This window comes from Pseudomonas sp. ERMR1:02 (genome assembly GCF_002277815.1).
Taxonomy (GTDB): Bacteria; Pseudomonadota; Gammaproteobacteria; order Pseudomonadales; family Pseudomonadaceae; genus Aquipseudomonas.
Genome location: NZ_NKJI01000001.1, coordinates 525,433 through 544,758 on the forward strand (window position 1 = coordinate 525,433; position 19,326 = coordinate 544,758).

Annotated in this window: 14 protein-coding genes, 4 pseudogenes and 1 riboswitch; of the genes and pseudogenes, 8 read left to right on the plus strand and 10 right to left on the minus strand. The window is 58.1% G+C overall.

Features of this window, described 5'->3' with window-relative positions:
- Positions 1-96: 96 nt before the first annotated feature.
- Positions 97-815, minus strand: a pseudogene (locus CES87_RS02585) (16S rRNA (uracil(1498)-N(3))-methyltransferase).
- 152 nt (positions 816-967) lie between these two features.
- Positions 968-2,374, minus strand: coding sequence for an adenosylmethionine--8-amino-7-oxononanoate transaminase (locus tag CES87_RS02590; RefSeq protein ID WP_128604831.1), 1,407 nt, complete (start codon positions 2,372-2,374; stop codon positions 968-970).
- Positions 2,375-2,597: 223 nt separating this feature from the next.
- Between CES87_RS02590 and CES87_RS02595 the strand changes: the two genes are divergently transcribed.
- Positions 2,598-4,355, plus strand: coding sequence for a flavin monoamine oxidase family protein (locus CES87_RS02595; protein ID WP_128604832.1), 1,758 nt, complete (start codon positions 2,598-2,600; stop codon positions 4,353-4,355).
- A gap of 397 nt (positions 4,356-4,752) precedes the next feature.
- Here CES87_RS02595 and CES87_RS02600 read toward each other — a convergent pair whose 3' ends face one another.
- The gene (locus tag CES87_RS02600; RefSeq protein ID WP_128604833.1) at positions 4,753-5,265 is read right to left on the minus strand and encodes a hypothetical protein; all 513 of its coding nucleotides are present in this window, start codon (positions 5,263-5,265) and stop codon (positions 4,753-4,755) included.
- Positions 5,266-5,750: 485 nt separating this feature from the next.
- Between CES87_RS02600 and CES87_RS02605 the strand changes: the two genes are divergently transcribed.
- Together CES87_RS02605 and CES87_RS02610 are read left to right on the plus strand one after the other, a co-directional pair.
- Positions 5,751-6,302 carry a cytochrome b gene (locus CES87_RS02605; protein WP_128604834.1) on the plus strand — a complete coding sequence of 184 codons (552 nt, stop codon included), beginning with the start codon at positions 5,751-5,753 and terminating at the stop codon, positions 6,300-6,302.
- Positions 6,303-6,334: 32 nt separating this feature from the next.
- Positions 6,335-6,931, plus strand: coding sequence for a YceI family protein (locus CES87_RS02610; RefSeq protein WP_128604835.1), 597 nt, complete (start codon positions 6,335-6,337; stop codon positions 6,929-6,931).
- Between the two features lie 242 nt (positions 6,932-7,173).
- Here the strand turns inward: CES87_RS02610 and CES87_RS02615 are convergent.
- The 5 genes and pseudogenes from CES87_RS02615 to ahcY form a co-directional block, all read right to left on the minus strand.
- Positions 7,174-9,050, minus strand: a pseudogene (locus CES87_RS02615) (DEAD/DEAH box helicase).
- A 222-nt stretch (positions 9,051-9,272) separates the two neighbouring features.
- Complete coding sequence (locus tag CES87_RS02620; protein ID WP_128604836.1) at positions 9,273-10,097, minus strand: ABC transporter substrate-binding protein; 825 nt, start codon at positions 10,095-10,097, stop codon at positions 9,273-9,275.
- 86 nt (positions 10,098-10,183) lie between these two features.
- Positions 10,184-11,260 (minus strand): hypothetical protein, encoded by a 1,077-nt coding sequence (locus CES87_RS02625; RefSeq protein ID WP_128604837.1) that lies wholly within the window; start codon positions 11,258-11,260, stop codon positions 10,184-10,186.
- Between the two features lie 75 nt (positions 11,261-11,335).
- Entirely contained in the window at positions 11,336-12,181 is an 846-nt protein-coding gene (gene metF / locus CES87_RS02630) for a methylenetetrahydrofolate reductase [NAD(P)H] (protein WP_128604838.1), read from the minus strand.
- Between the two features lie 158 nt (positions 12,182-12,339).
- Positions 12,340-13,749 carry an adenosylhomocysteinase gene (gene ahcY, locus CES87_RS02635; RefSeq protein ID WP_128604839.1) on the minus strand — a complete coding sequence of 470 codons (1,410 nt, stop codon included), beginning with the start codon at positions 13,747-13,749 and terminating at the stop codon, positions 12,340-12,342.
- Positions 13,750-13,771: 22 nt separating this feature from the next.
- Positions 13,772-13,874, minus strand: a riboswitch (S-adenosyl-L-homocysteine riboswitch).
- A 198-nt stretch (positions 13,875-14,072) separates the two neighbouring features.
- Here ahcY and CES87_RS02640 point away from each other — a divergent pair.
- The 4 genes and pseudogenes from CES87_RS02640 (at position 14,073) to CES87_RS02655 (ending at position 16,865) form a co-directional block, all read left to right on the plus strand.
- A complete protein-coding gene (locus CES87_RS02640) occupies positions 14,073-14,477 on the plus strand; it encodes an acyl-CoA thioesterase (protein WP_128604840.1) in 405 nt (134 codons plus the stop codon).
- A gap of 183 nt (positions 14,478-14,660) precedes the next feature.
- The gene (locus CES87_RS02645) at positions 14,661-15,527 is read left to right on the plus strand and encodes a formate/nitrite transporter family protein (RefSeq protein WP_128604841.1); all 867 of its coding nucleotides are present in this window, start codon (positions 14,661-14,663) and stop codon (positions 15,525-15,527) included.
- Between the two features lie 89 nt (positions 15,528-15,616).
- A complete protein-coding gene (locus tag CES87_RS02650) occupies positions 15,617-16,450 on the plus strand; it encodes an EamA family transporter (protein WP_128604842.1) in 834 nt (277 codons plus the stop codon).
- Between the two features lie 32 nt (positions 16,451-16,482).
- Positions 16,483-16,865 (plus strand): annotated as a pseudogene (locus CES87_RS02655) (MAPEG family protein).
- 113 nt (positions 16,866-16,978) lie between these two features.
- Here the strand turns inward: CES87_RS02655 and CES87_RS02660 are convergent.
- Positions 16,979-18,162, minus strand: a pseudogene (locus CES87_RS02660) (murein transglycosylase A).
- Positions 18,163-18,290: 128 nt separating this feature from the next.
- Between CES87_RS02660 and CES87_RS02665 the strand changes: the two are divergent.
- Positions 18,291-18,740 (plus strand): cytochrome c, encoded by a 450-nt coding sequence (locus CES87_RS02665; protein WP_128604843.1) that lies wholly within the window; start codon positions 18,291-18,293, stop codon positions 18,738-18,740.
- Positions 18,741-18,872: 132 nt separating this feature from the next.
- Here the strand turns inward: CES87_RS02665 and CES87_RS02670 are convergent, their stop codons facing one another.
- On the minus strand, positions 18,873-19,268 hold the full coding sequence (locus CES87_RS02670; RefSeq protein ID WP_128604844.1) for a DUF1090 domain-containing protein: 396 nt from the start codon (positions 19,266-19,268) through the stop codon (positions 18,873-18,875).
- Between the last annotated feature and the right edge of the window lie 58 nt (positions 19,269-19,326).

Consider the following 19,326-nt stretch of genomic DNA (forward strand, 5'->3'; position numbering starts at 1 on the left):
GCGAGCAAGCCCGCTCCCACCTTTGACTTCTGCCGAACACAAATTTTGCATTCGCTGAAGTTCTAATGTGGGAGCGGGCTTGCTCGCGAAGAGGCCCTAGAAGTCGCCCCAAAGCTGTTGGGCTACCGCCAGCGCTACAACCGGCGCGGTCTCGGTGCGCAACACCCGCGGACCGAGGCGGGCAGCATGAAAATCGCTGGCCTTGGCCTGATCCACTTCAGCGTCCGACAGCCCACCCTCCGGGCCGATCAGGAACGCCAGGGTCGAAGGCTTGGCATGACTGACCAGCGGCTCGGCTACCGGATGCAATACCAGCTTCAATTCAGCTTCGGTCTGTTTCAACCAGTCGGCCAACAGCAACGGTGGATGAATCACCGGCACCCTTGAACGCCCGCATTGTTCGCACGCGCTGATTGCCACCTGACGCCAGTGCAACAGGCGTTTATCGGCACGTTCATCCTTGAGCCGGACTTCACAGCGTTCGCTGAAAATCGGCGTGATTTCACTGACGCCCAACTCGGTGGCTTTCTGAATGGCCCAATCCATGCGCTCGCCACGGGACAGGCCTTGGCCGAGATGAATTTGCAACGGCGACTCGACCTGGCCAGCGAAGCTTTCATCGATTTGCACCACAACGCGTTTCTTGCCGACTTCGACTAGCGTGGCCCGAAACTCATGACCCGAGCCGTCGAACAGCTGCAAAGCATCGCCTTCGGCCATGCGCAGCACTCGACCGATGTAATGGGCCTGGGCTTCGGGCAGTTCGTGCTCGCCGATGCTCAGGGGGCGTCGATAAAGAAGCGGGACAGTCTCATGCTGGGTCTCTGAAAAAGGTGTAAATCATCTGAAGGTCGTGCCGACCTTATCGCTAGCAAGCCAGCTCCTACAACGACCGCGATCCCCTGTAGGAGCTGGCTTGCCAGCGAAAGCGACAGACCAGGCACCACAGAAATTCCGCTGAAATCAATCAGCCCGGATCACGGAAACCCGGATGAAAGTCCTTCGGTACCGCCACGCTGACGCTGTCGCGGGTGGCGATGTCGATGCCTTCGCTGGCCACTTCGGCCAGAAAGTCTATCTGCTCCGCAGTGATCACATACGGCGGCAGGAAATACACCACGCTGCCCAATGGCCGTAGTAACGCACCGCGTTCCAAAGCGTGCTGGAACACCTTCAGGCCACGGCGCTCTTGCCACGGATAAGCTTCCTTGGTGGCCTTGTCCTTGACCATTTCGATGGCCAGCACCATGCCGGTTTGACGCACTTCGCTGACGTTCGGGTGATCGGCCAGATGCGCGGTGGAGGAGGCCATGCGTTGCGCCAGGGCCTTGTTTTTCTCGATGACGTTGTCTTCTTCGAAAATATCCAGCGTCGCCAAGGCTGCCGCGCATGCCAGCGGGTTGCCGGTGTAGCTGTGCGAGTGCAGGAAGGCACGCAGGGTTGGGTAGTCGTCGTAGAAGGCGCTGTAGACCTCGTCGGTGGTCAGGCACGCGGCCAGAGGCAGGTATCCGCCGGTCAGCGCCTTGGAGAGACAGAGGAAGTCCGGACGGATACCGGCCTGTTCACAGGCGAACATGGTGCCGGTGCGGCCGAAGCCCACGGCGATTTCATCGTGGATCAGGTGCACGCCATAGCGGTCGCAGGCTTCGCGCAGCAGCTTGAGGTACACCGGGTGGTACATGCGCATGCCGCCGGCGCCCTGAATCAGCGGCTCGACGATTACCGCCGCGACGGTGTCGTGGTGCTCGGCCAGGGTCTGTTCCATCGCGGCAAACATATTGCGCGAATGTTCTTCCCAGCTCATGCCCTCCGGACGCTGGTAGCAATCCGGACTCGGCACCTTGATGGTGTCGAGCAGCAGCGCTTTGTAGGTTTCGGTGAACAGCGGCACGTCGCCCACTGACATCGCCGCCATGGTTTCGCCGTGATAGCTGTTGGTCAGGGTGACGAAGCGTTTCTTGTTCGGCTGGCCGCGGTTGAGCCAGTAGTGAAAGCTCATTTTCAGCGCGACTTCGATGCAGGACGAGCCGTTATCGGCGTAGAAGCACCGGGTCAGGCCTTCCGGCGTCATCTTCACCAGACGCTCGGAGAGCTCGATCACAGGTTGATGGCTGAAGCCGGCGAGGATCACGTGCTCCAACTGATCGACCTGATCCTTTATGCGCTGGTTGATCCGCGGGTTGGCGTGGCCGAACACGTTGACCCACCAGGAACTGACGGCGTCGAGGTAGCGCTTGCCTTCGAAATCTTCCAGCCAGACACCTTCACCGCGCTTGATCGGGATCAGCGGCAGTTGTTCGTGGTCTTTCATCTGGGTGCAGGGATGCCACAGCACAGCGAGATCGCGTTGCATCCACTGATTATTCAGGCCCATTTTCACTCTCCTCGAGGCGATCCGTGACACGCGCGGACATACAATCGCGCAAGCCTATGCAATGCGTGCCGTTGGAACAACCCATTGTGTCGATTGAGCTACTTTGTATAGACCGTTAGACGTTGCTGGCGGGCGTCTGAGGGCTGACGTATCCTTCGCGGTTCTTTGAGTCGTCTGACTCGCAAAACAGTTTTTTCCTACGTGTTTTTCCGGAGTTCGCTGAATGTCTGTCGGTTGGCTACGCGCCTGTGCGCTGGTGATGTTGGGGCTGTTCAGCGTGTCTGCGCTGGCCAAGGATAAAACCGCGATCGTGATCGGTGGCGGGGTTGCGGGCCTCACCGCCGCTTATGAGCTGCAAAACAAAGGCTGGCAGGTCACGCTGCTGGAAGCCAAGCCGAGTCTGGGCGGTCGGTCCGGCATGGCCACCAGCGAGTGGATCGGCAACGACAAGACCCAACCGGTCCTCAACAAGTACGTATCGACTTTCAAGCTCAGCACCACGCCGGCGCCTGAGTTTGTACGGACCCCTGGCTATCTGATCAACGGCGAATACTTCAGCGCTGCGGATCTGGCGACCAAGCAGCCGGCCACCGCCGAAGCACTCAAACGCTACGAAAAAACCCTGGATGACCTGGCGCGTTCTATCGACGATCCGCAGAACCCGGCATCCAGCAACACACTGCATGCCCTGGATCAGATCAATGTGTCCAACTGGCTCGATCGCCTGAACCTGCCGGCCACTGCCCGTGAGTTGGTGAATCAGCAGATTCGTACCCGTTATGACGAGCCTTCGCGCCTGTCGCTGCTGTATTTCGCACAACAGAGCCGCGTATACCTTGGCGTTTCCGACCGTGACCTGCGCGCTTCGCGTCTGGTCGGTGGCAGCCCGGTGCTGGCCCAGGCCTTCGTCAAGCAACTGAAAACCATCAAGACCAATTCCCCTGTCTCGACCATTACCCAAGATAAGGACGGTGTCACCGTCAAGGCCGGCAGCGCCGATTACAAGGCCGACTACGTGGTATTGGCCGTGCCGTTGCGCGCCCTGAACAAGATCCAGATGACCCCGGCGCTGGATGCTCAGCACCTGGCGGCGATCAAGGGCACCAACTACGGCTGGCGTGACCAGATCATGCTGAAGTTCAAGACGCCAGTGTGGGAAAGCAAGGCGCGCATGTCCGGCGAGATCTACAGCAACACTGGCCTGGGCATGTTGTGGATCGAGCCTGCCTTGAAGGGCGGCGCCAACGTGGTGATCAACCTGTCCGGCGATAACGCCCGCGTAATGCAGGCGTTCGGCGACAAACAGATGGTCGATCAGGTACTGATTCGCCTGCACGAGTTTTATCCACAGGCGCGCGGTTCGTTTACCGGCTATGAAATCCGTCGCTACAGCACCGACCCTTCGATGGGCGGCGCTTACCTGGCCTTCGGCCCGGGGCAGATCAGCAAGTTTTGGCGCCTGTGGGAGCGTCCTGTTCAGCGTGTAGCCTTTGCCGGTGAACACACTGACACCTTGTATCCGGGCACCCTGGAAGGCGCGTTGCGTACTGGCCAGCGTGCGGCCAGCCAAGTCGAAGACCTGGCGGCCGGCAAGTCGTTTGAACCGACCAAGGCCGTTCCAGTGGTAGCCGCAGCGGCAGCCGGCGCCGTGGCAGCGAAGAAGGGCAACTTCTTTAGCAACCTGTTCGGTGGTTCGGATGATGAGAAGAAGGTGGAACCGGTCAAGGCGCCTGAGCCTGTTGTGCCGCCTGCACCAGCCCCGACTCCAGCTCCGGTAGTTGCGCCAGCACCAGTCGAGGCACCGAAGCCTGCTGTGCCGGTGAAGGCCGAGCCTGCCAAGAAGGCGCCGGCGAAAGCGCCGGTGAAGAAACCGGCAGCCAAGACCGAGGCGAAAAAAGCCACGGCCAAGGCACCGGCGAAAAAAGCTGAGCCGGTGAAGAAGCCAGCGACCACACCGACCACTGAGACCAAGGCTCAGTAAAGGTCAGGCGTAAAAAAGCGCGGCCCGAGGGTCGCGCTTTTTTTTGCTCGTGAGACATGCCCGCTTTGCCTGTGCAATGTCCGGAATTGCACACCTCACAATCCGGTCCTACAGGTTTTAGCGATACATCAGATACTTCCCACAAAATAATCAGAAACAAATGATAGGTAACGCCCGAATTGAAAATATATGCTCTTCAAAAACTGGAGGACATATGAAAGCACTAGTAACGATATTGATATTTATAATACTTGCTGGCTGTGCAAATGGCCGTTTCTTTCCTGGAGGACTTGGTTCGGAACTGGCGCATAAATGCCATATTGATCCGTACCATCCTGATTGCCTAAACCCGCCTCCAGTCTTCAAAAGCTACTAATTGCTAAGTCATTAATAATAATTAGAGCGGACCTAGTGAAAATTTCCATTCATAAATTTCTTTACCATCCGGTAGCACTTTGGTGAATCTTTCCGTTGGTTTTGGGATACGACCAGGAGCAAATCCAAAGCGGGCCCAGCGCAGATCTCCCGTGCGTTGATCGTAAATGACCAGATTTCCATCATCTTGAATAACCATACAAGTGTTGTACCAAAGCGATTTATCAATGCTATGGGTGCTTTCGGCAATCCACATACGCCTTCTGGCAGGATCGTATAGCATCCCGTTATTGGCGATCACAAACCGCAGAGGCTCATTCATTTTTTTCTGATATAGGGTCCTGCTATAAGGTTGGTTGTCATCTGCAACCCAAATTACAACTTCACCATCTTTAATAACCAAGTTTCCGTCAGCCTGTAATAGTAAGCTGAACCGCCTGTTATCGGACAAAAGAAACTGTCCGGGCGACATCGTTTGATTTGGAGGCAGCACCGAAGTGCCACTTGCTTGGAATGGGGTAAACGTAACAGCCATGTTTTCACCTTGATCAATGAATTGTTGAGCGCTCAGTTAATCAAGTTCAAACACGGAAATGGCGATACATATTTATGGCTTGTCTTAAATACATTTATCGCTGGGGCATGATGCCGGTCAGTTATGGAAGTAACCCTGTAGGAGCCGGCTTGCCGGCGAAGGCATCCTGATTGTCGATGCAAGACTCGAGGCCGCCTTCGCTGGCAAGCCAGCTCCTACAGAGATCGGACGTTTGCTGATCCAGGCTCAAGGGCCACGCTTTTCATGCATGAAGAAAAACCAGTGGCCGCCAATCGAATAAATTTTGTGCCAAGGTGTTCTTGGGTTGGGCTACATTCTTTTTCACTCATTGGCCTTTTAATCTCGCCTTAACTCAGCCATTTCAGACTCTTGATCGTATTTCTCGATATTTCAAAGCGAAATTTTCGGCTTTAATTCGATAGATAACTCGATAGTCTTGGGCCAGCACTTACAGGATCTAGGCAATGCAGCTACGTAACTCTACTTCCCGCTACGGCGGGGTCAGCATCTTTCTGCACTGGGCTGTGGCGCTGACGGTTTTCGGTTTGTTTGCCCTGGGCCTGTGGATGGTCGATCTCGGCTACTACGATCCCTGGCGCAAGGCAGGACCGGATATCCACAAGAGCATCGGTCTGATTCTGCTGGCGGTCATGGTGTTGCGCGTGTTGTGGCGCTTCATCAGTCCACCTCCACCGACGCTGACAAGCTACAGCCGCATGACGCGCCTGGGCGCCAAGTTCGGCCATGGCTTTCTGTATCTCTGTTTGTTCGCTGTGATGATTGCCGGTTACCTGATTTCCACCGCAGAGGGTGTCGGGATCCCGGTGTTTGATTGGTTTGAAGTGCCTGCACTGGTTTCCGGACTGCCGGACCAGGCAGATAACGCCGGTGCGATTCACCTCTACCTGGCGTGGGCGCTGGTAATTTTTTCCGGACTCCACGCGTTGGCAGCATTGAAGCACCACTTTATCGATCGCGATGTGACCCTCAAACGAATGCTGGGTCGCAAAGCCTGAAGCTCAACCTCGACTCCCAAGGAAAACAAAGCATGTTGAAAAAGACTCTCGCCGCTCTGGCAATCGGTTCCGCGCTGCTGTCCGCCGGTAACGTAATGGCCGCTGACTATGTCGTCGACAAACAAGGCCAGCACGCCTTCGTCAACTTCAAGATCAGCCACCTGGGTTACAGCTACATCTACGGTACTTTCAAGGACGTCGACGGCACGTTCAGCTTCGACGCTACCAAGCCTGAAGACAGCAAGATCACCTTCAATGTGAACACCGCCAGTATCTTTACTAACAATGCCGAGCGCGACAAGCACATCTCCAGCAAAGACTTCCTGGAAGTGGACAAATTCGCCAAGGCCACGTTTGTTTCCACCAGCGTCAAGTCCACCGGCAAAAACGCCGAAGGCAAAGACACTGCCGACGTGACCGGCGACCTGACTATCCATGGTGTGACCAAGCCGGTCGTGGTCAAGGCCATTTTCGTGGGTGAAGGTAAGGATCCATGGGGCGGCTACCGTGCCGGCTTCGAAGGCACTACCAGCATCAAGCGTTCTGACTTCGGCAAGATGATGGACCTGGGTCCACAGTCCGACGAAGTAAAACTGATCATCTCGTTTGAAGGTGTGAAAGCGAAATAATTTTCGCGCATGACAAAAAACGCCCGCTGCTCTCACGAGCGCGGGCGTTTTTTTATTGCCGTGCACAAAACCCTGTAGGAGCGAGCCTGCTCGCGAAAAACCCGAGAGCACCACTGGGTGTCAGGTTTCCAGCGTTATCGTTGACTACCATCGCGAGCGAGCTCGCTCCTACAGGGAAATGTTGGTGCATAAAAAATGCCCCGGATCTTTCGATGCGGGGCATTTTTCATTTCAGCGATAAATCAGCGGTTGCGAGTCAGCAACGCTGGTTTTTCGCCGCGAGGTCGGCTTGGTAGTTGATCAAGCTGTTCAGGTGTCGGGAAGCGATCAGCCTTCGACTCCTTGTGCATGATCTTCGGTGCCGGACCACGCGGGTTCTGCACGGCCGGTTCCGAAAGCGGCTTGTCGTCACGAGCCGGACGGCGGTTGCGCGAATCTTCGCGACGAGCCTGACCGTCACGTGGCGCACCATTGCGTGGACCATTGCGTTTGGCTGGCGGCGTACCGGTAGTGGCGCCATCGCTGTTGCGCGGACCGTTTTGGCGACCCTGTGGCTTGCCGCCACGTGGCGCGCCCGAACCGGCTGCCGTGCCTTGTGCCGGAGCACCCGGACGGCGGCCACGGCCTTGGGCCGGTTTCTGTTGTGGCACGTAGTCGACGCGGTTACCGAAGTTATCAACATCGTCGTCCAGGAACTCGTCCGGAGCGCGATCGGCAGCGGCGCGCGGCGGCTGGCTTGGCTGACGCTGCTCACGGGCCGGGGTGCCTTCGCGTGGCTTTTGCTGGCGAGCCGGGCGCTCACCGCGTTCGCCGGCAGGTTTTTCCTTGCCCTTTTCCTGGCCCTTGTCTTTGCCCTTGTCTTTACGACCGCCACCGCTGCCATTCGGACCGTCACCGCGAGGGCCACGTGGATTACGCGGGGTACGCATGTCCGGACGTTCGCGGGTTTCCGGTTTTTCGGCTTCCACGGCGCTGGCATCGAAGCCCATCAGGTCGCCATCGGCGATTTTCTGCCTGGTCATGCGTTCGATGCTTTTCAGCAGTTTTTCTTCGTCCGGCGCCACCAGCGAAATCGCCTCGCCCGAACGACCGGCACGGCCGGTACGGCCGATGCGGTGCACATAATCTTCATCAACGTTAGGCAGTTCGAAGTTGACCACGTGTGGCAACTGATCGATGTCCAGGCCGCGAGCGGCGATGTCGGTGGCGACCAGGATGCGCACAGCGCCGGCCTTGAAGTCAGCCAGGGCTTTGGTGCGGGCGTTCTGGCTCTTGTTGCCGTGGATCGCGACGGCGCTCAGGCCGTGCTTGTCCAGGTACTCGGCCAGGCGGTTGGCGCCGTGCTTGGTGCGGGTGAACACCAGCGCCTGTTCCCAGGCGCCTGCGGTGATCAGGTGCGCCAGCAACGAACGCTTGTGGCTGGCGTGCAGGCGGAACACACGCTGTTCGATGCGCTCGACCGTGGTGTTCGGCGGCGTGACTTCGATGCGTTCCGGGTTGTGCAGCAGCTTGCCGGCGAGATCGGTGATGTCCTTGGAGAACGTCGCCGAGAACAGCAGGTTCTGCCGTTTGGCCGGCAGACGGGCCAGGACTTTCTTCACGTCATGGACGAAGCCCATGTCGAGCATGCGGTCGGCTTCGTCCAGCACGAGGATTTCCACGTGGGACAGGTCGACGCTGCCTTGGCCGGCGAGATCGAGCAGGCGGCCTGGGCAGGCCACCAGCACGTCTACGCCACGGGACATGGCCTGTACCTGCGGGTTCATGCCGACACCGCCGAAGATGCAGGCGCTGACGAATTTCAGGTCACGGGCATAGACCTTGAAGCTTTCATGCACCTGGGCCGCGAGTTCGCGAGTGGGGTCAGGACCAGTACGCGCGGTTGACGCGGGCCGTGACGCTGGGATTTGTCCGGATGACCGTTGGGGAACAACCGCTCCAGGATCGGAAGGGCGAAACCGCCGGTTTTACCAGTACCTGTCTGTGCCGCGACCATCAGGTCGCGACCTTGCAACACGGCGGGAATGGCCCGCTGTTGCACCGGAGTAGGCTCGGTATAGCCCGCTGCCTCGATGGCGCGGACTAAAGCCTCGGAGAGACCGAGGGAAGCAAAGGACATGAGTAATCCTGTTTTAGTTAGGGCTTGGCCCAATGGGAGTCTTGCCTGGCGCGAATGGCGTTTAAGAGGACGCTATCCCGTCCGGTCCTGCTGGGTTTCGAAGGCTCGTCTGGGGCGCTCGCGCGGGCTGAAAAGCTGCGCTGTAGCGGGGTCGAGATGCCTTGAACGATTCCGAGCGTCCGGGCGTGAGCCTGGCGGGAAGGCCGGAGTATAACAGAGCAATCACTGTGCGCCGCTTTCCTGCTGCTCAACGGTTTTTGCACGGGTGGCGGTGGCATTTACGGCACTCGCTGCGCTCGCGGGATTTGCCGGGGCGGCGCCGTAGCGGGCGCTCAGCTCCGCGTAGGCGGGTTCGCGCTTGAAGCGTTTGAGCTCGGCACCGAAGCGCTGCACCAGCAAATCCATGCCGGCATTGCGACGCACCGCCAGAAACTGGCTCTGCTGGCTGATGACGGCCGGGTTTTCGGTAATCTTGTCGCGGATTTTTAACTCGTCGAGCAAATGCTGGCCTACCCGTCGGTCGGTAATCAACAGGTCGATCCGTCCGCGAACCAGTTTGCCGAAGTTGGCTTCATGGCTCGGTGCCGGTTCGCGGGTGAACAGCGTCGAGTCTCTGAAATCCTGGCTGTACAGGTAGCCCGGCGAGGTGCCGATGGTCAGGCCGCGCAGTTCGTCGAGGGTGCGAAAGGGGTGCGGTCGCTCGTTGGCGTAAAACATCACGAACTGGACTTCCGAGAGCGGTTCGCTGGGGTAGAGGAGGGTCGCGTCGCGCTCATCGCTGTGAAAAATGTCCAGCACGCCATCGGCCTGCCCCGTTTCGAGCATCGACAGGCAACGTTTCCACGGCAGGAACTGCCATTCCACTTCGATGCCCAGGCGCTTGAAGACAATTGCGGTGGTTTCGTAGTCCAGCCCAAGGGATCTACCGTCCTCCTCATAGACGTAAGGAGCCCACGGTTCCGTGACAATACGCAGTTTCTCGCCCCGAGCGGTGAAGCTCAGGCAAGTAAAAAGCACAACGGTCAGCAACTTGAAAATGACAGGCATCGCCTGAGATTAGTACGCTGGGCGCCTAATGAGAAGCTCTGGCTTGCATGTTTAGCCCTGACTTGAGCAGATTGGGCGCGACGTCTCTATTTACTCGGCGAATTGAGCAGGTGTTCATGGATCGCGGTGCGTCGCTGCCCAAGGATCAGCTTTACCAGCGTATGGGTGAACCAATCCTCCAGCAGGTGCCGGGAAACCGGAGTGCCAAGTCGTTCCTGCTGGTTTTGCAGCGCCTTGTCCCACCAGACAGGACCGCAGGCTCTGTCGAACTCGTTGGGGTGGTCGTAGCAGCCATAGAGGATTTCTCGGATGAACTGGCGCAAATGTACGGGCAGCGCCAGGGTGATGAGTTTGTAGAGCACTCGCTGGGAGCGTGGCGGCCGTGGAAGTCGCGCCGAAACGCGGCGGGTGTCGTCCAAAGCTGCCTGGCTGATGGGCTGGCCAGCATGTTTGCTGACCCAGGCCTGGACCTTGGCTCTGAACAATTGCTTGCGGCTCCAGTAATGATGGATCAGGTCCGGACACTTTCTGACTTCCAGCGTGCGGTAGGCCGCCACCGACAGGCAGAATTCTTCAAGGGTGTATGCACCCCGTGCGCACGGGAACAATTCGTCCATCAGGGCAATCGAGCGATCAAGCACCTGAGCATCATTTTGGTGCAAACCGATGACTCCGGAGTTGAGCAGCATCATCTGATCGTCAGCCAGCCCTCGTTCCACGAGGGTTGCCGACAGCGCGCTGTAAAGCAGGTTTTCTTTGTTGTTGCCGTACTGGGTGTAGTAGTCGTTGCACAGCAGGGTGCCGGGTTGTACACGCTCGAACAATTTGAGCGGTGAGCAGTGGAAGAAGGTGTCGGTGTCGATCAGTAGCGCGGTTTCGTACTCTTCCAGCACCGTGCGCAGGGCGACGTGTTTGGCGCGGAAGTGATAGCCATGGGGTTCGCTCCAGCGTCGGCGTGTCGCCTCGTCGAGTGGGCGTACGCGTACCGGCAATTTTTCGTATGGCTGTGGGTTATCGCTGAAAACCTGGATGTCGAGTGCAGCGTCCGGCGTTTCACGCAGCCATGCCAGGGCACTGGCGATACTGAACACGGCTTCCTGATGATAGGTCTCGGAACCGAAAACCAGATAGACGAGTTGAGGGCGTTGTGTCGAGGACGTCATCGCTACAGCATTCCGTTTTTAGTTCTGAATAAAAAAGACCCTCCGAAGAGGGTCCATGTTCCTGCGGGATGACAATCAGCGGGGAAGCTTCAAGTTATTCCACACAGCCAGGCTGGCTTCGGCCTGGTTGAGAGTATAGAAATGCAGCCCCGGTGCGCCGCCCTGCAACAAACGATCACACATTTCGGTGATGACCTGCTCACCGAAGCGCTGAATGCTTTGGGTGTCGTCGCCGTACGCTTCCAGTTGCTTGCGGATCCAGCGCGGGATTTCCGCACCGCAGGCGTCGGAGAAACGTGCCAGTTTGCTGTAGTTGGTGATTGGCATGATGCCCGGCACGATCGGGATGTTCACGCCCAGCGCCCGTACACGCTCGACAAAGTAGAAGTAGCTGTCGGCGTTGAAGAAGTACTGGGTGATCGCGCTGTCGGCGCCGGCGTTGGCCTTGCGCACGAAGTTGGCGATATCGTCTTCGAAGTTGCGCGCTTGCGGGTGCATTTCCGGATAGGCGGCAACTTCGACGTGGAAATGATTGCCGGTCTCTTCACGAATGAATTCGACCAGATCATTGGCGTGGCGCAATTCGCCGCTAGCCATGCCCATGCCTGAAGGCAGGTCACCGCGCAGGGCGACGATACGAGTGATGCCGGCGGCCTTGTACTGGCTCAGCAAGGCGCGCAAGTCGGCCTTGCTGTCGCCCACGCAAGACAAATGCGGCGCTGCAGGGATTTTGACTTCGCTTTCAAGCTGCAACACGGTGTTAAGGGTGCGATCACGGGTCGAACCGCCCGCGCCGTAGGTGCAGGAGAAGAAATCGGGATTGTACGTGGCCAGCTGACGAGCAGTGGCGAGCAGCTTTTCATGCCCAGCGTCGGTCTTCGTAGGGAAGAACTCGAAGCTGTAGCGACGATCTTGGGACATGGTCATATCCTTGGAAACACATAATGCGGACGCTGGCCCTTGTAGGAGCGAGCTCTGCTCGCGAAAAACCTGAAGACAACGCATTTATCCAGACAGCACGCGTTATCGTTAACGTCCATCGCGAGCAAGCTCGCTCCTACACAGGAAGAACCGGCCGATCAGTAGCGGTAGGCGTGCGGCTTGAACGGGCCTTCGACGGTCACGCCGATGTAATCGGCCTGGGTCTTGGTCAGTTGAGTCACAACACCGCCGAAGCCGCGGACCATTTCCAGGGCCACTTCTTCGTCGAGTTTCTTCGGCAGTACTTCAACGGTCAGGCGCTCGGCTTTCTGGGCTTGCGACAAGTCGGCGTATTTCTGGCCGAACAGGAGGATCTGCGCCAGAACCTGGTTGGCGAACGAACCGTCCATGATGCGGCTTGGGTGACCGGTTGCATTGCCCAGGTTAACCAGACGGCCTTCGGCCAGCAGGATCAGGTAGTCGTCGTTCTGGGCATCGAATGCACCAGCGCCGGTACGGTGGATCTTGTGAACCTGTGGCTTCACTTCTTCCCATGCCCAGTTCTTGCGCATGAAAGCGGTGTCGATTTCGTTGTCGAAGTGGCCGATGTTGCAGACAACAGCGCGTTTCTTCAGGGCCTTGAGCATGTTCGAGTCGCAAACATTGACGTTACCGGTGGTGGTCACGATCAGGTCGATCTTGCCCAGCAGCGCTTTGTCGATGCTCTCTTCAGTGCCGGTGTTGATGCCGTCGATGAACGGCGAAACCAGTTCGAAACCGTCCATGCAGGCTTGCATGGCGCAGATCGGGTCAATTTCGGAAACCTTGACGATCATGCCTTCCTGACGCAGGGACTGAGCGGAGCCCTTGCCCACGTCACCGTAACCGATGACGAGTGCTTGCTTGCCGGACAGCAGGTGGTCGGTACCGCGCTTGATCGCATCGTTCAGGCTGTGACGGCAGCCGTACTTGTTGTCGTTCTTGCTCTTGGTGACCGAGTCGTTGACGTTGATGGCCGGGATTTTCAGCTCGCCCTTGGCCAGCATGTCCAGCAGGCGGTGAACGCCAGTGGTGGTTTCTTCGGTCACGCCGTGGACGCGGTCCAGGACAGCCGGGTATTTTTTGTGCAACAGCTCGGTCAGGTCGCCGCCGTCGTCGAGGATCATGTTGGCATCCCAAGGCGCGCCATCTTTGAGGATGGTTTGCTCCAGGCACCACTCGTACTCTTGCTCGGTTTCACCTTTCCAGGCGAAAACCGGAATGCCAGCAGCAGCGATGGACGCAGCAGCCTGGTCCTGAGTCGAGAAAATGTTGCAGGACGACCAGCGCACTTCGGCACCCAGGGCAACCAGGGTTTCGATCAGTACGGCAGTCTGAATGGTCATGTGGATACAGCCGAGGATCTTCGCGCCCTTGAGCGGTTGCTCTTCGGAGTACTTGCGGCGCAGACCCATCAGGGCCGGCATTTCGGATTCGGCGATGATGGTTTCGCGACGGCCCCAGGCAGCCAGGGACATGTCGGCGACTTTGTAATCGTTAAAATCTGCAGGCGTGATAACAGCGCTCATGAGAGCCTCCATTCGTAATGTATGCGAATGGGCGCCGTTGTGCGTTTAGTGTCGGGCCGATCAAGGCCTGGCAACGCCCCATCCGAGCCTGACAGGTCTAGCCTGCTGCAGCGCCCCTCGGACAGGTGGCGGGAAAACGGTAGCAAGTGGAAGTTACCGTTTTGAAACGGTGGCGATTATAGCGGGCTATGCTGATCTTCCAAAGGGTTTCTGTCGGTCAATGTGCGAACGGTAATAGAGGCTATAGAAGATGCCGAATAGAGCCCTGGCTCGGGGTCTGCCAAGATACCGTCCATCATTCGGCAAGACGCTCAGGAGTGAACATGAATTTCCACACCCGCAAATGGGTTAAACCCGAAGACCTCAACCCCAATGGCACGCTGTTCGGTGGCAGTCTTCTGCGCTGGATCGACGAAGAAGCGGCCATTTATGCCATCGTCCAGTTGGGCAACCAGCGCGTCGTGACCAAATACATTTCCGAAATCAACTTTGTCAGCGCTTCGCGCCAGGGCGACATCATCGAACTGGGCATCACCGCCACCGAATTCGGTCGCACCTCAATCTCCCTGACGTGCGAAGTGCGCAACAAGATCACCCGCAAAAGCGTCCTGACGGTAGAGAAAATGGTCTTCGTCAACCTCGGCGAAGACGGTTTGCCAGCGCCGCACGGCCGGACCGAAATCAAGTACGTCAAAGACCAGTTCAAGGACGATGACATCGACGAATGATGCAAGACCCTGTAGGAGCGAAGCTTGCTCGCGAAGGCGTCATTTGTACCACCGCCGAAACCAAGGTGAACCCTTCGCGGGCAAGCCTCGCTCCTACAGGGACGGGTTCGTTTGATGGAACGGTGAACAGCTCCGAACCGCGCGTGTCGTAAATAAATCGCACGCCAACGGTTCAGGAGCGTTATGGACACTCAAAAAGCCGGCAAGACCCCCGACCTCTCGGCAAAAGAGCAGCAGGAGGTCGAAAAGAGCCAGCCACCGCGTGCGGCGGTGCTGCATGAAATCATCCGCATCCAAGGCGATCAGGAACTTGAACGCAGCGTTGCCGCGCTGTGGTGGTCGGCGCTGGCCGCCGGCTTGAGCATGGGGCTGTCGCTGATGGCCATGGGTTTGCTCAATTCCCGTTTACCGGATGGCGAAGGTTTCAAAGTGATTACCAGTTTCGGCTACTGCGCCGGGTTTCTCGCGGTGATCCTCGCCCGCCAGCAATTGTTCACCGAAAACACGCTGACCGCCGTGCTGCCGATCATGAGCAAACCCACGCTGGGCAACTTCGGTCGATTGCTGCGTCTATGGACGGTGGTGTTGGCCGGCAACCTCTGCGGCACCTTGCTGGTGGCTTACGTGATGCTGGAGCTGCCGATTTTCGATAGCAAGACCGACATGGCCTTCCTCGACATCGGCCGCAAGGTCATGGAAAACCACACCGGTCAGATGTTCGCCAAGGGCATTATTTCGGGCTGGATGATCGCCACCATGGTCTGGATGATCCCGTCGATGGAAAGCGCCAAGATGTGGATCATCATCCTCATCACCTACTTCATGGCGCTAGGGGATTTCACCCACATCGTAGTCGGTTCGCTGGAGGTCTCGTACCTGGTGTTTGCCGGTGAATTGCCTTGGAAGGATTTCTGGCTAGTGTTCGCAGGGCCCACGCTGGCGGGGAACATCATCGGTGGCAGTTTTATCTTCGCGTTGATCAGCCATGCACAGATCCGCAGTGAAAGCGGGCCGCCGAAAGGCACTGCGGATCAGGACAAAGAACTGTAACGCACTCTTTGTAAGCTGCTGCTGACGTATCGCGAATAAATTCGAGCTAGCGCCTACGATGGATTGGGTGACTTTAAAAGGAGTGTGCCGTGCTTGCGACGGCCCTGGTGTTAGTAGCAGCGTTGTTGCACGCGGCGTGGAATACCCTGATCAAATTCAGTGCCGAACGGCTGCTGGTGGTGGCCTGCATGGACAGCGTGGCGATGTTGTTTGTCGCCGTAATGCTGCCGTTTGTGACGTTGCCGCCGCTGGACATCTGGCCGTGGATTCTGGCCTCGGCCGCATTCGAGCTGATCTACCGCTATTTGCTGATTCAGGCGTACCGGGTCGGCGACCTCGGGCTGGTCTATCCGCTGATGCGAGGGTTGTCACCGCTGGTGGTGCTGGCGCTGACACTGATCTTCGCTGGGGAGGCGCTGACCGATCAGCAGATCTTCGGGATTCTGCTTATCCCGCTCGGCATGCTGTGCTTGCTCTGGCAGGGCGGAGGTGGGGCACGCCTGCCTTGGTCGATGTTACCCGTGGTGGCGCTGATCGGTCTGTGCATCGGTTGCTACACCTATATTGATGGCCAAGCGCTGCGGCGCTGGTCGCATCCGCTGGATTATCTGGTTTGGGTGACGCTGCTCAGCGCCTGGCCGTTCCCGATGCTGGCATGGGTGCGCAAGCGACCGGCGTTCAGGTTGTTCTGGCGCGAGCAGTGGCGATTGGGGCTGGCGGTCGGGTTCTGCGTGTTGTTCAGCTACGCTCTGGTGCTGTGGGCGATGCAGCTGGGGTCGATTGCCGAAGCGGCGGCCTTGCGCGAGATCAGCGTGATTCTGGTGGTGCTGTTCGGCGTGCGTTATCTGAAAGAACCTTTCGGCAGGCCCAGGCTTCTGGCGTGTGGGCTGGTGCTGATCGGCATGCTGGTGATGAAATTCTGACTGCTCTGACAATGTGAAGAAGGGACTGCTTTATGACGGTTGCTCTGTGGTGCATTTTGATCGCGATTTTCCTGCCCTATATCTGCACGGGCGTCGCCAAGGTCAGCGGCGGGTTTGGTCTGAAAGACAATCATGACCCCCGGGACTTTCTCGAATCACTGAATGGCTTGGGCAGACGCGCGCATGCGGCGCAATTGAACAGTTTTGAAGTAACCCTGCATTCGCGGCAGCCGTGATCGTGGCGCACCTGGCCGGCAATGCCGAACTGGTAACGATCAATGTGCTGTCGGTGTTGTTCATCACCAGTCGGCTGCTGTACATCATTTGCTATCTGGCGGACTGGGCGGTGTTGCGGTCGTTGGTGTGGTTTGTGGGGATGGGCTTGATTGCGGCGTTTTTTGTTGTGTCTGTTTGAATATTCTTTGTCGGTGAGGGCCCCTTCGCGAGCAAGCCCGCTCCCACAGGGGCATGCATTCCAATGTGGGAGCGGGCTTGCTCGCGAAAGCTATCTAACTGCCAACGCTAGTCTCAGGGTTTAGTCTTCTCTGCATCGGCAACCTGCGGCACTTGCGGCAGTGCGGCACCTTTGGGCCACAGCATCCAGATCTGCCCTTGCTGCTTCATGTCCCCGGCAAGTTGCCCGGCCGCATCACCGGTGCCCCAGAACAGGTCTGCGCGAACTTCGCCGGCAATCGCGCCGCCCGTATCTTGCGCCGCCACCGGCCGTACCAATGCTGTGCCGTCCGGTTTGGTTGTGGATAACCACAACAGGCTGCCCAACGGAATGACCTTGCGGTCCACCGCCGCGCTATAACCAGCAGTCAACGGCACGTTCAATGAGCCACGAGGCCCTTCGTTGCTGTCGGGATTGCGGGTGAAAAATACATAGCTGGGATTGCTGCCAAGCAGTTCCGGAATGCGCGACGGATTGGCTTTGGCCCAGTCGCTGATCGCGCCCATGGTCACGTCTTCTTTTTTCAGCGCACCTTGTTCCACCAGCCAGCGTCCGATCGGCCGATACGGATGGCCGTTCTGGTCGGCATAAGCGATACGCAACTGGCGACCAGTGTCGAGCTGGATGCGCCCCGAACCCTGGATTTGCAGAAACTGCAGGTTCATCGGATCGGTCAACCACGCCACCACCGGCGCCTTGACCCCTTGGTTTCAATTGTTGCGGCATCGTCGTAAGGCTTGAGCACGCGACCTTCAAGTCGGCCGCGCAGGCGTTTACCTTTGAGTTCCGGGTAGATACTGTCCAGGGCGACGATGATCATGTCATCGGGCACGCCATACACCGGGATGTTTGCGGTTGTGGTCTGGGTCAGGCTGCCGGGGTAGACCGGTTCGTAGTAGCCGGTAATCAGGCCATTGGCGTTGTCATTAGCGGCGCGCAAGCCGTACACATCGAGGTTCTGCTTGAGAAAACCGCGGATGTCGCTGGCGTTTTGCGCAACGTTGGCTGCAGCTGCGCAAGTACCACCCCAGACCGGGTCGGCCTTGAGTCGCGTGCAGGCGCTGCGCCACGAGCCGAAACCGGCGACGAGGTCGTTATCGGAAACCGCCGGCAGTGCTTCCCATGTGGCGCTGGAGTAGGTGGCCAGGGCATGGGTTTTCGGTTGCTTGTTGTCGCCGCCGGTGCAACCTGCGAGCAGGGCGACCATCGGCAGGGTCCAGGCAAGGCTTTGACGCCACGCCTTGAAACGGCTGTTCATGGAGTAATTCCTTTGCCGGTTGCCTGAGTGTTCCATGCGTTCATGCAACCCGTATTGATAATAGGGCTATTGGTGTTTGCCGGGGACGCGAGGATACTGGCCGCCGTTTCCCGTGACTTGAAGCCACCATGACTCTTAAAAGACTTTCTGTTGTATTGCTGGCCTGTCTGACGTTGTCCGCTTGCGGCGGTGTCGATCCTAATTCGCCGCTCGGTCAGCGCAAGGCCATTTTCAAGCAAATGCTCAAGACCGGTGAAGACCTGGGCGGCATGTTGCGTGGTCGTATTGCGTTCGATGGCCCGAAATTCGCTGACGGTGCGGTGAAGCTCGACGCGTTGTCCCATGAACCATGGAAGCACTTCCCGCAGGTGCGTGAACAAGACCACACCAGCGCCAGAAGCGATGTATGGCAGCAGCAGGAGCGCTTTCAGGAAATGGCTCGCAGCCTTGAAACCGCCACTGGTGAATTGGTGACCGCCAGCCAGGTTCAACCCTACAACGCCAGCAACCTGGGGCCGGCGGTGCAGAAGGTCGAAGATGCCTGTAGTGCGTGCCATAAAAAATTTCGGGATCATTGATTGGCGGCGTCGGGTATTGATCGTTCCCACGCTCTGCGTGGGAATGCAGCCCGTGACGCTCCGCGTCACTGGACGCAGAGCGTCCCTTGAGGCATTCCCACGCAGAGCATGGGAACGATCATATCCCCGGGATTACTTGTCGAGCTCATCGACGGCTTCCTGCAATTCCTTGCGGGACTCGGCGAGTTTGTCTTTGCGCTTGTTGATCTTGTCCGGATCGCCTTTTTTCATGGCCTTGTCGAGATCCGCCTGACGCTTGCTGACTTCGTGCTTGGCGTCGAGCACCTTGTTTTCCCGTTCTTTTTTCAGCGAGGCATCGGTGCAGTTGGCAGTGACTTCGCTCAGGGCTTTTTCCAGGCCTGCCTGCTGGTCAGCATTGCCGTGGGACTTGGCCAGTTCGATCTGGTTGATGATGCCTTGTTTCTTGGCGGCACAGCCGGTGAGCTCTGGCGCCTCTTCGGCGGCCATCAGCGGGGCGGCCATCACACTGCAAAGAGTCAGCAGGGCGAGCGGTGAAAAAAATTTCATAAAAGCTCCATGTGAAAAGGCAATCGGGTCGATGCGGCGATGGCTTGTTTGAGCCCAT

Bases quoted from the DNA above. Each gene is read 5' to 3' on its own strand.
- CES87_RS02590 (WP_128604831.1), bottom strand. From the start codon at position 2,374: ATGGGCCTGAATAATCAGTGGATGCAACGCGATCTCGCTGTGCTGTGG.
- CES87_RS02595 (WP_128604832.1), top strand. From the start codon at position 2,598: ATGTCTGTCGGTTGGCTACGCGCCTGTGCGCTGGTGATGTTGGGGCTG.
- CES87_RS02600 (WP_128604833.1), bottom strand. From the start codon at position 5,265: ATGGCTGTTACGTTTACCCCATTCCAAGCAAGTGGCACTTCGGTGCTG.
- CES87_RS02605 (WP_128604834.1), top strand. From the start codon at position 5,751: ATGCAGCTACGTAACTCTACTTCCCGCTACGGCGGGGTCAGCATCTTT.
- CES87_RS02610 (WP_128604835.1), top strand. From the start codon at position 6,335: ATGTTGAAAAAGACTCTCGCCGCTCTGGCAATCGGTTCCGCGCTGCTG.
- CES87_RS02620 (WP_128604836.1), bottom strand. From the start codon at position 10,097: ATGCCTGTCATTTTCAAGTTGCTGACCGTTGTGCTTTTTACTTGCCTG.
- CES87_RS02625 (WP_128604837.1), bottom strand. From the start codon at position 11,260: ATGACGTCCTCGACACAACGCCCTCAACTCGTCTATCTGGTTTTCGGT.
- metF (WP_128604838.1), bottom strand. From the start codon at position 12,181: ATGTCCCAAGATCGTCGCTACAGCTTCGAGTTCTTCCCTACGAAGACC.
- ahcY (WP_128604839.1), bottom strand. From the start codon at position 13,749: ATGAGCGCTGTTATCACGCCTGCAGATTTTAACGATTACAAAGTCGCC.
- CES87_RS02640 (WP_128604840.1), top strand. From the start codon at position 14,073: ATGAATTTCCACACCCGCAAATGGGTTAAACCCGAAGACCTCAACCCC.
- CES87_RS02645 (WP_128604841.1), top strand. From the start codon at position 14,661: ATGGACACTCAAAAAGCCGGCAAGACCCCCGACCTCTCGGCAAAAGAG.
- CES87_RS02665 (WP_128604843.1), top strand. From the start codon at position 18,291: ATGACTCTTAAAAGACTTTCTGTTGTATTGCTGGCCTGTCTGACGTTG.
- CES87_RS02670 (WP_128604844.1), bottom strand. From the start codon at position 19,268: ATGAAATTTTTTTCACCGCTCGCCCTGCTGACTCTTTGCAGTGTGATG.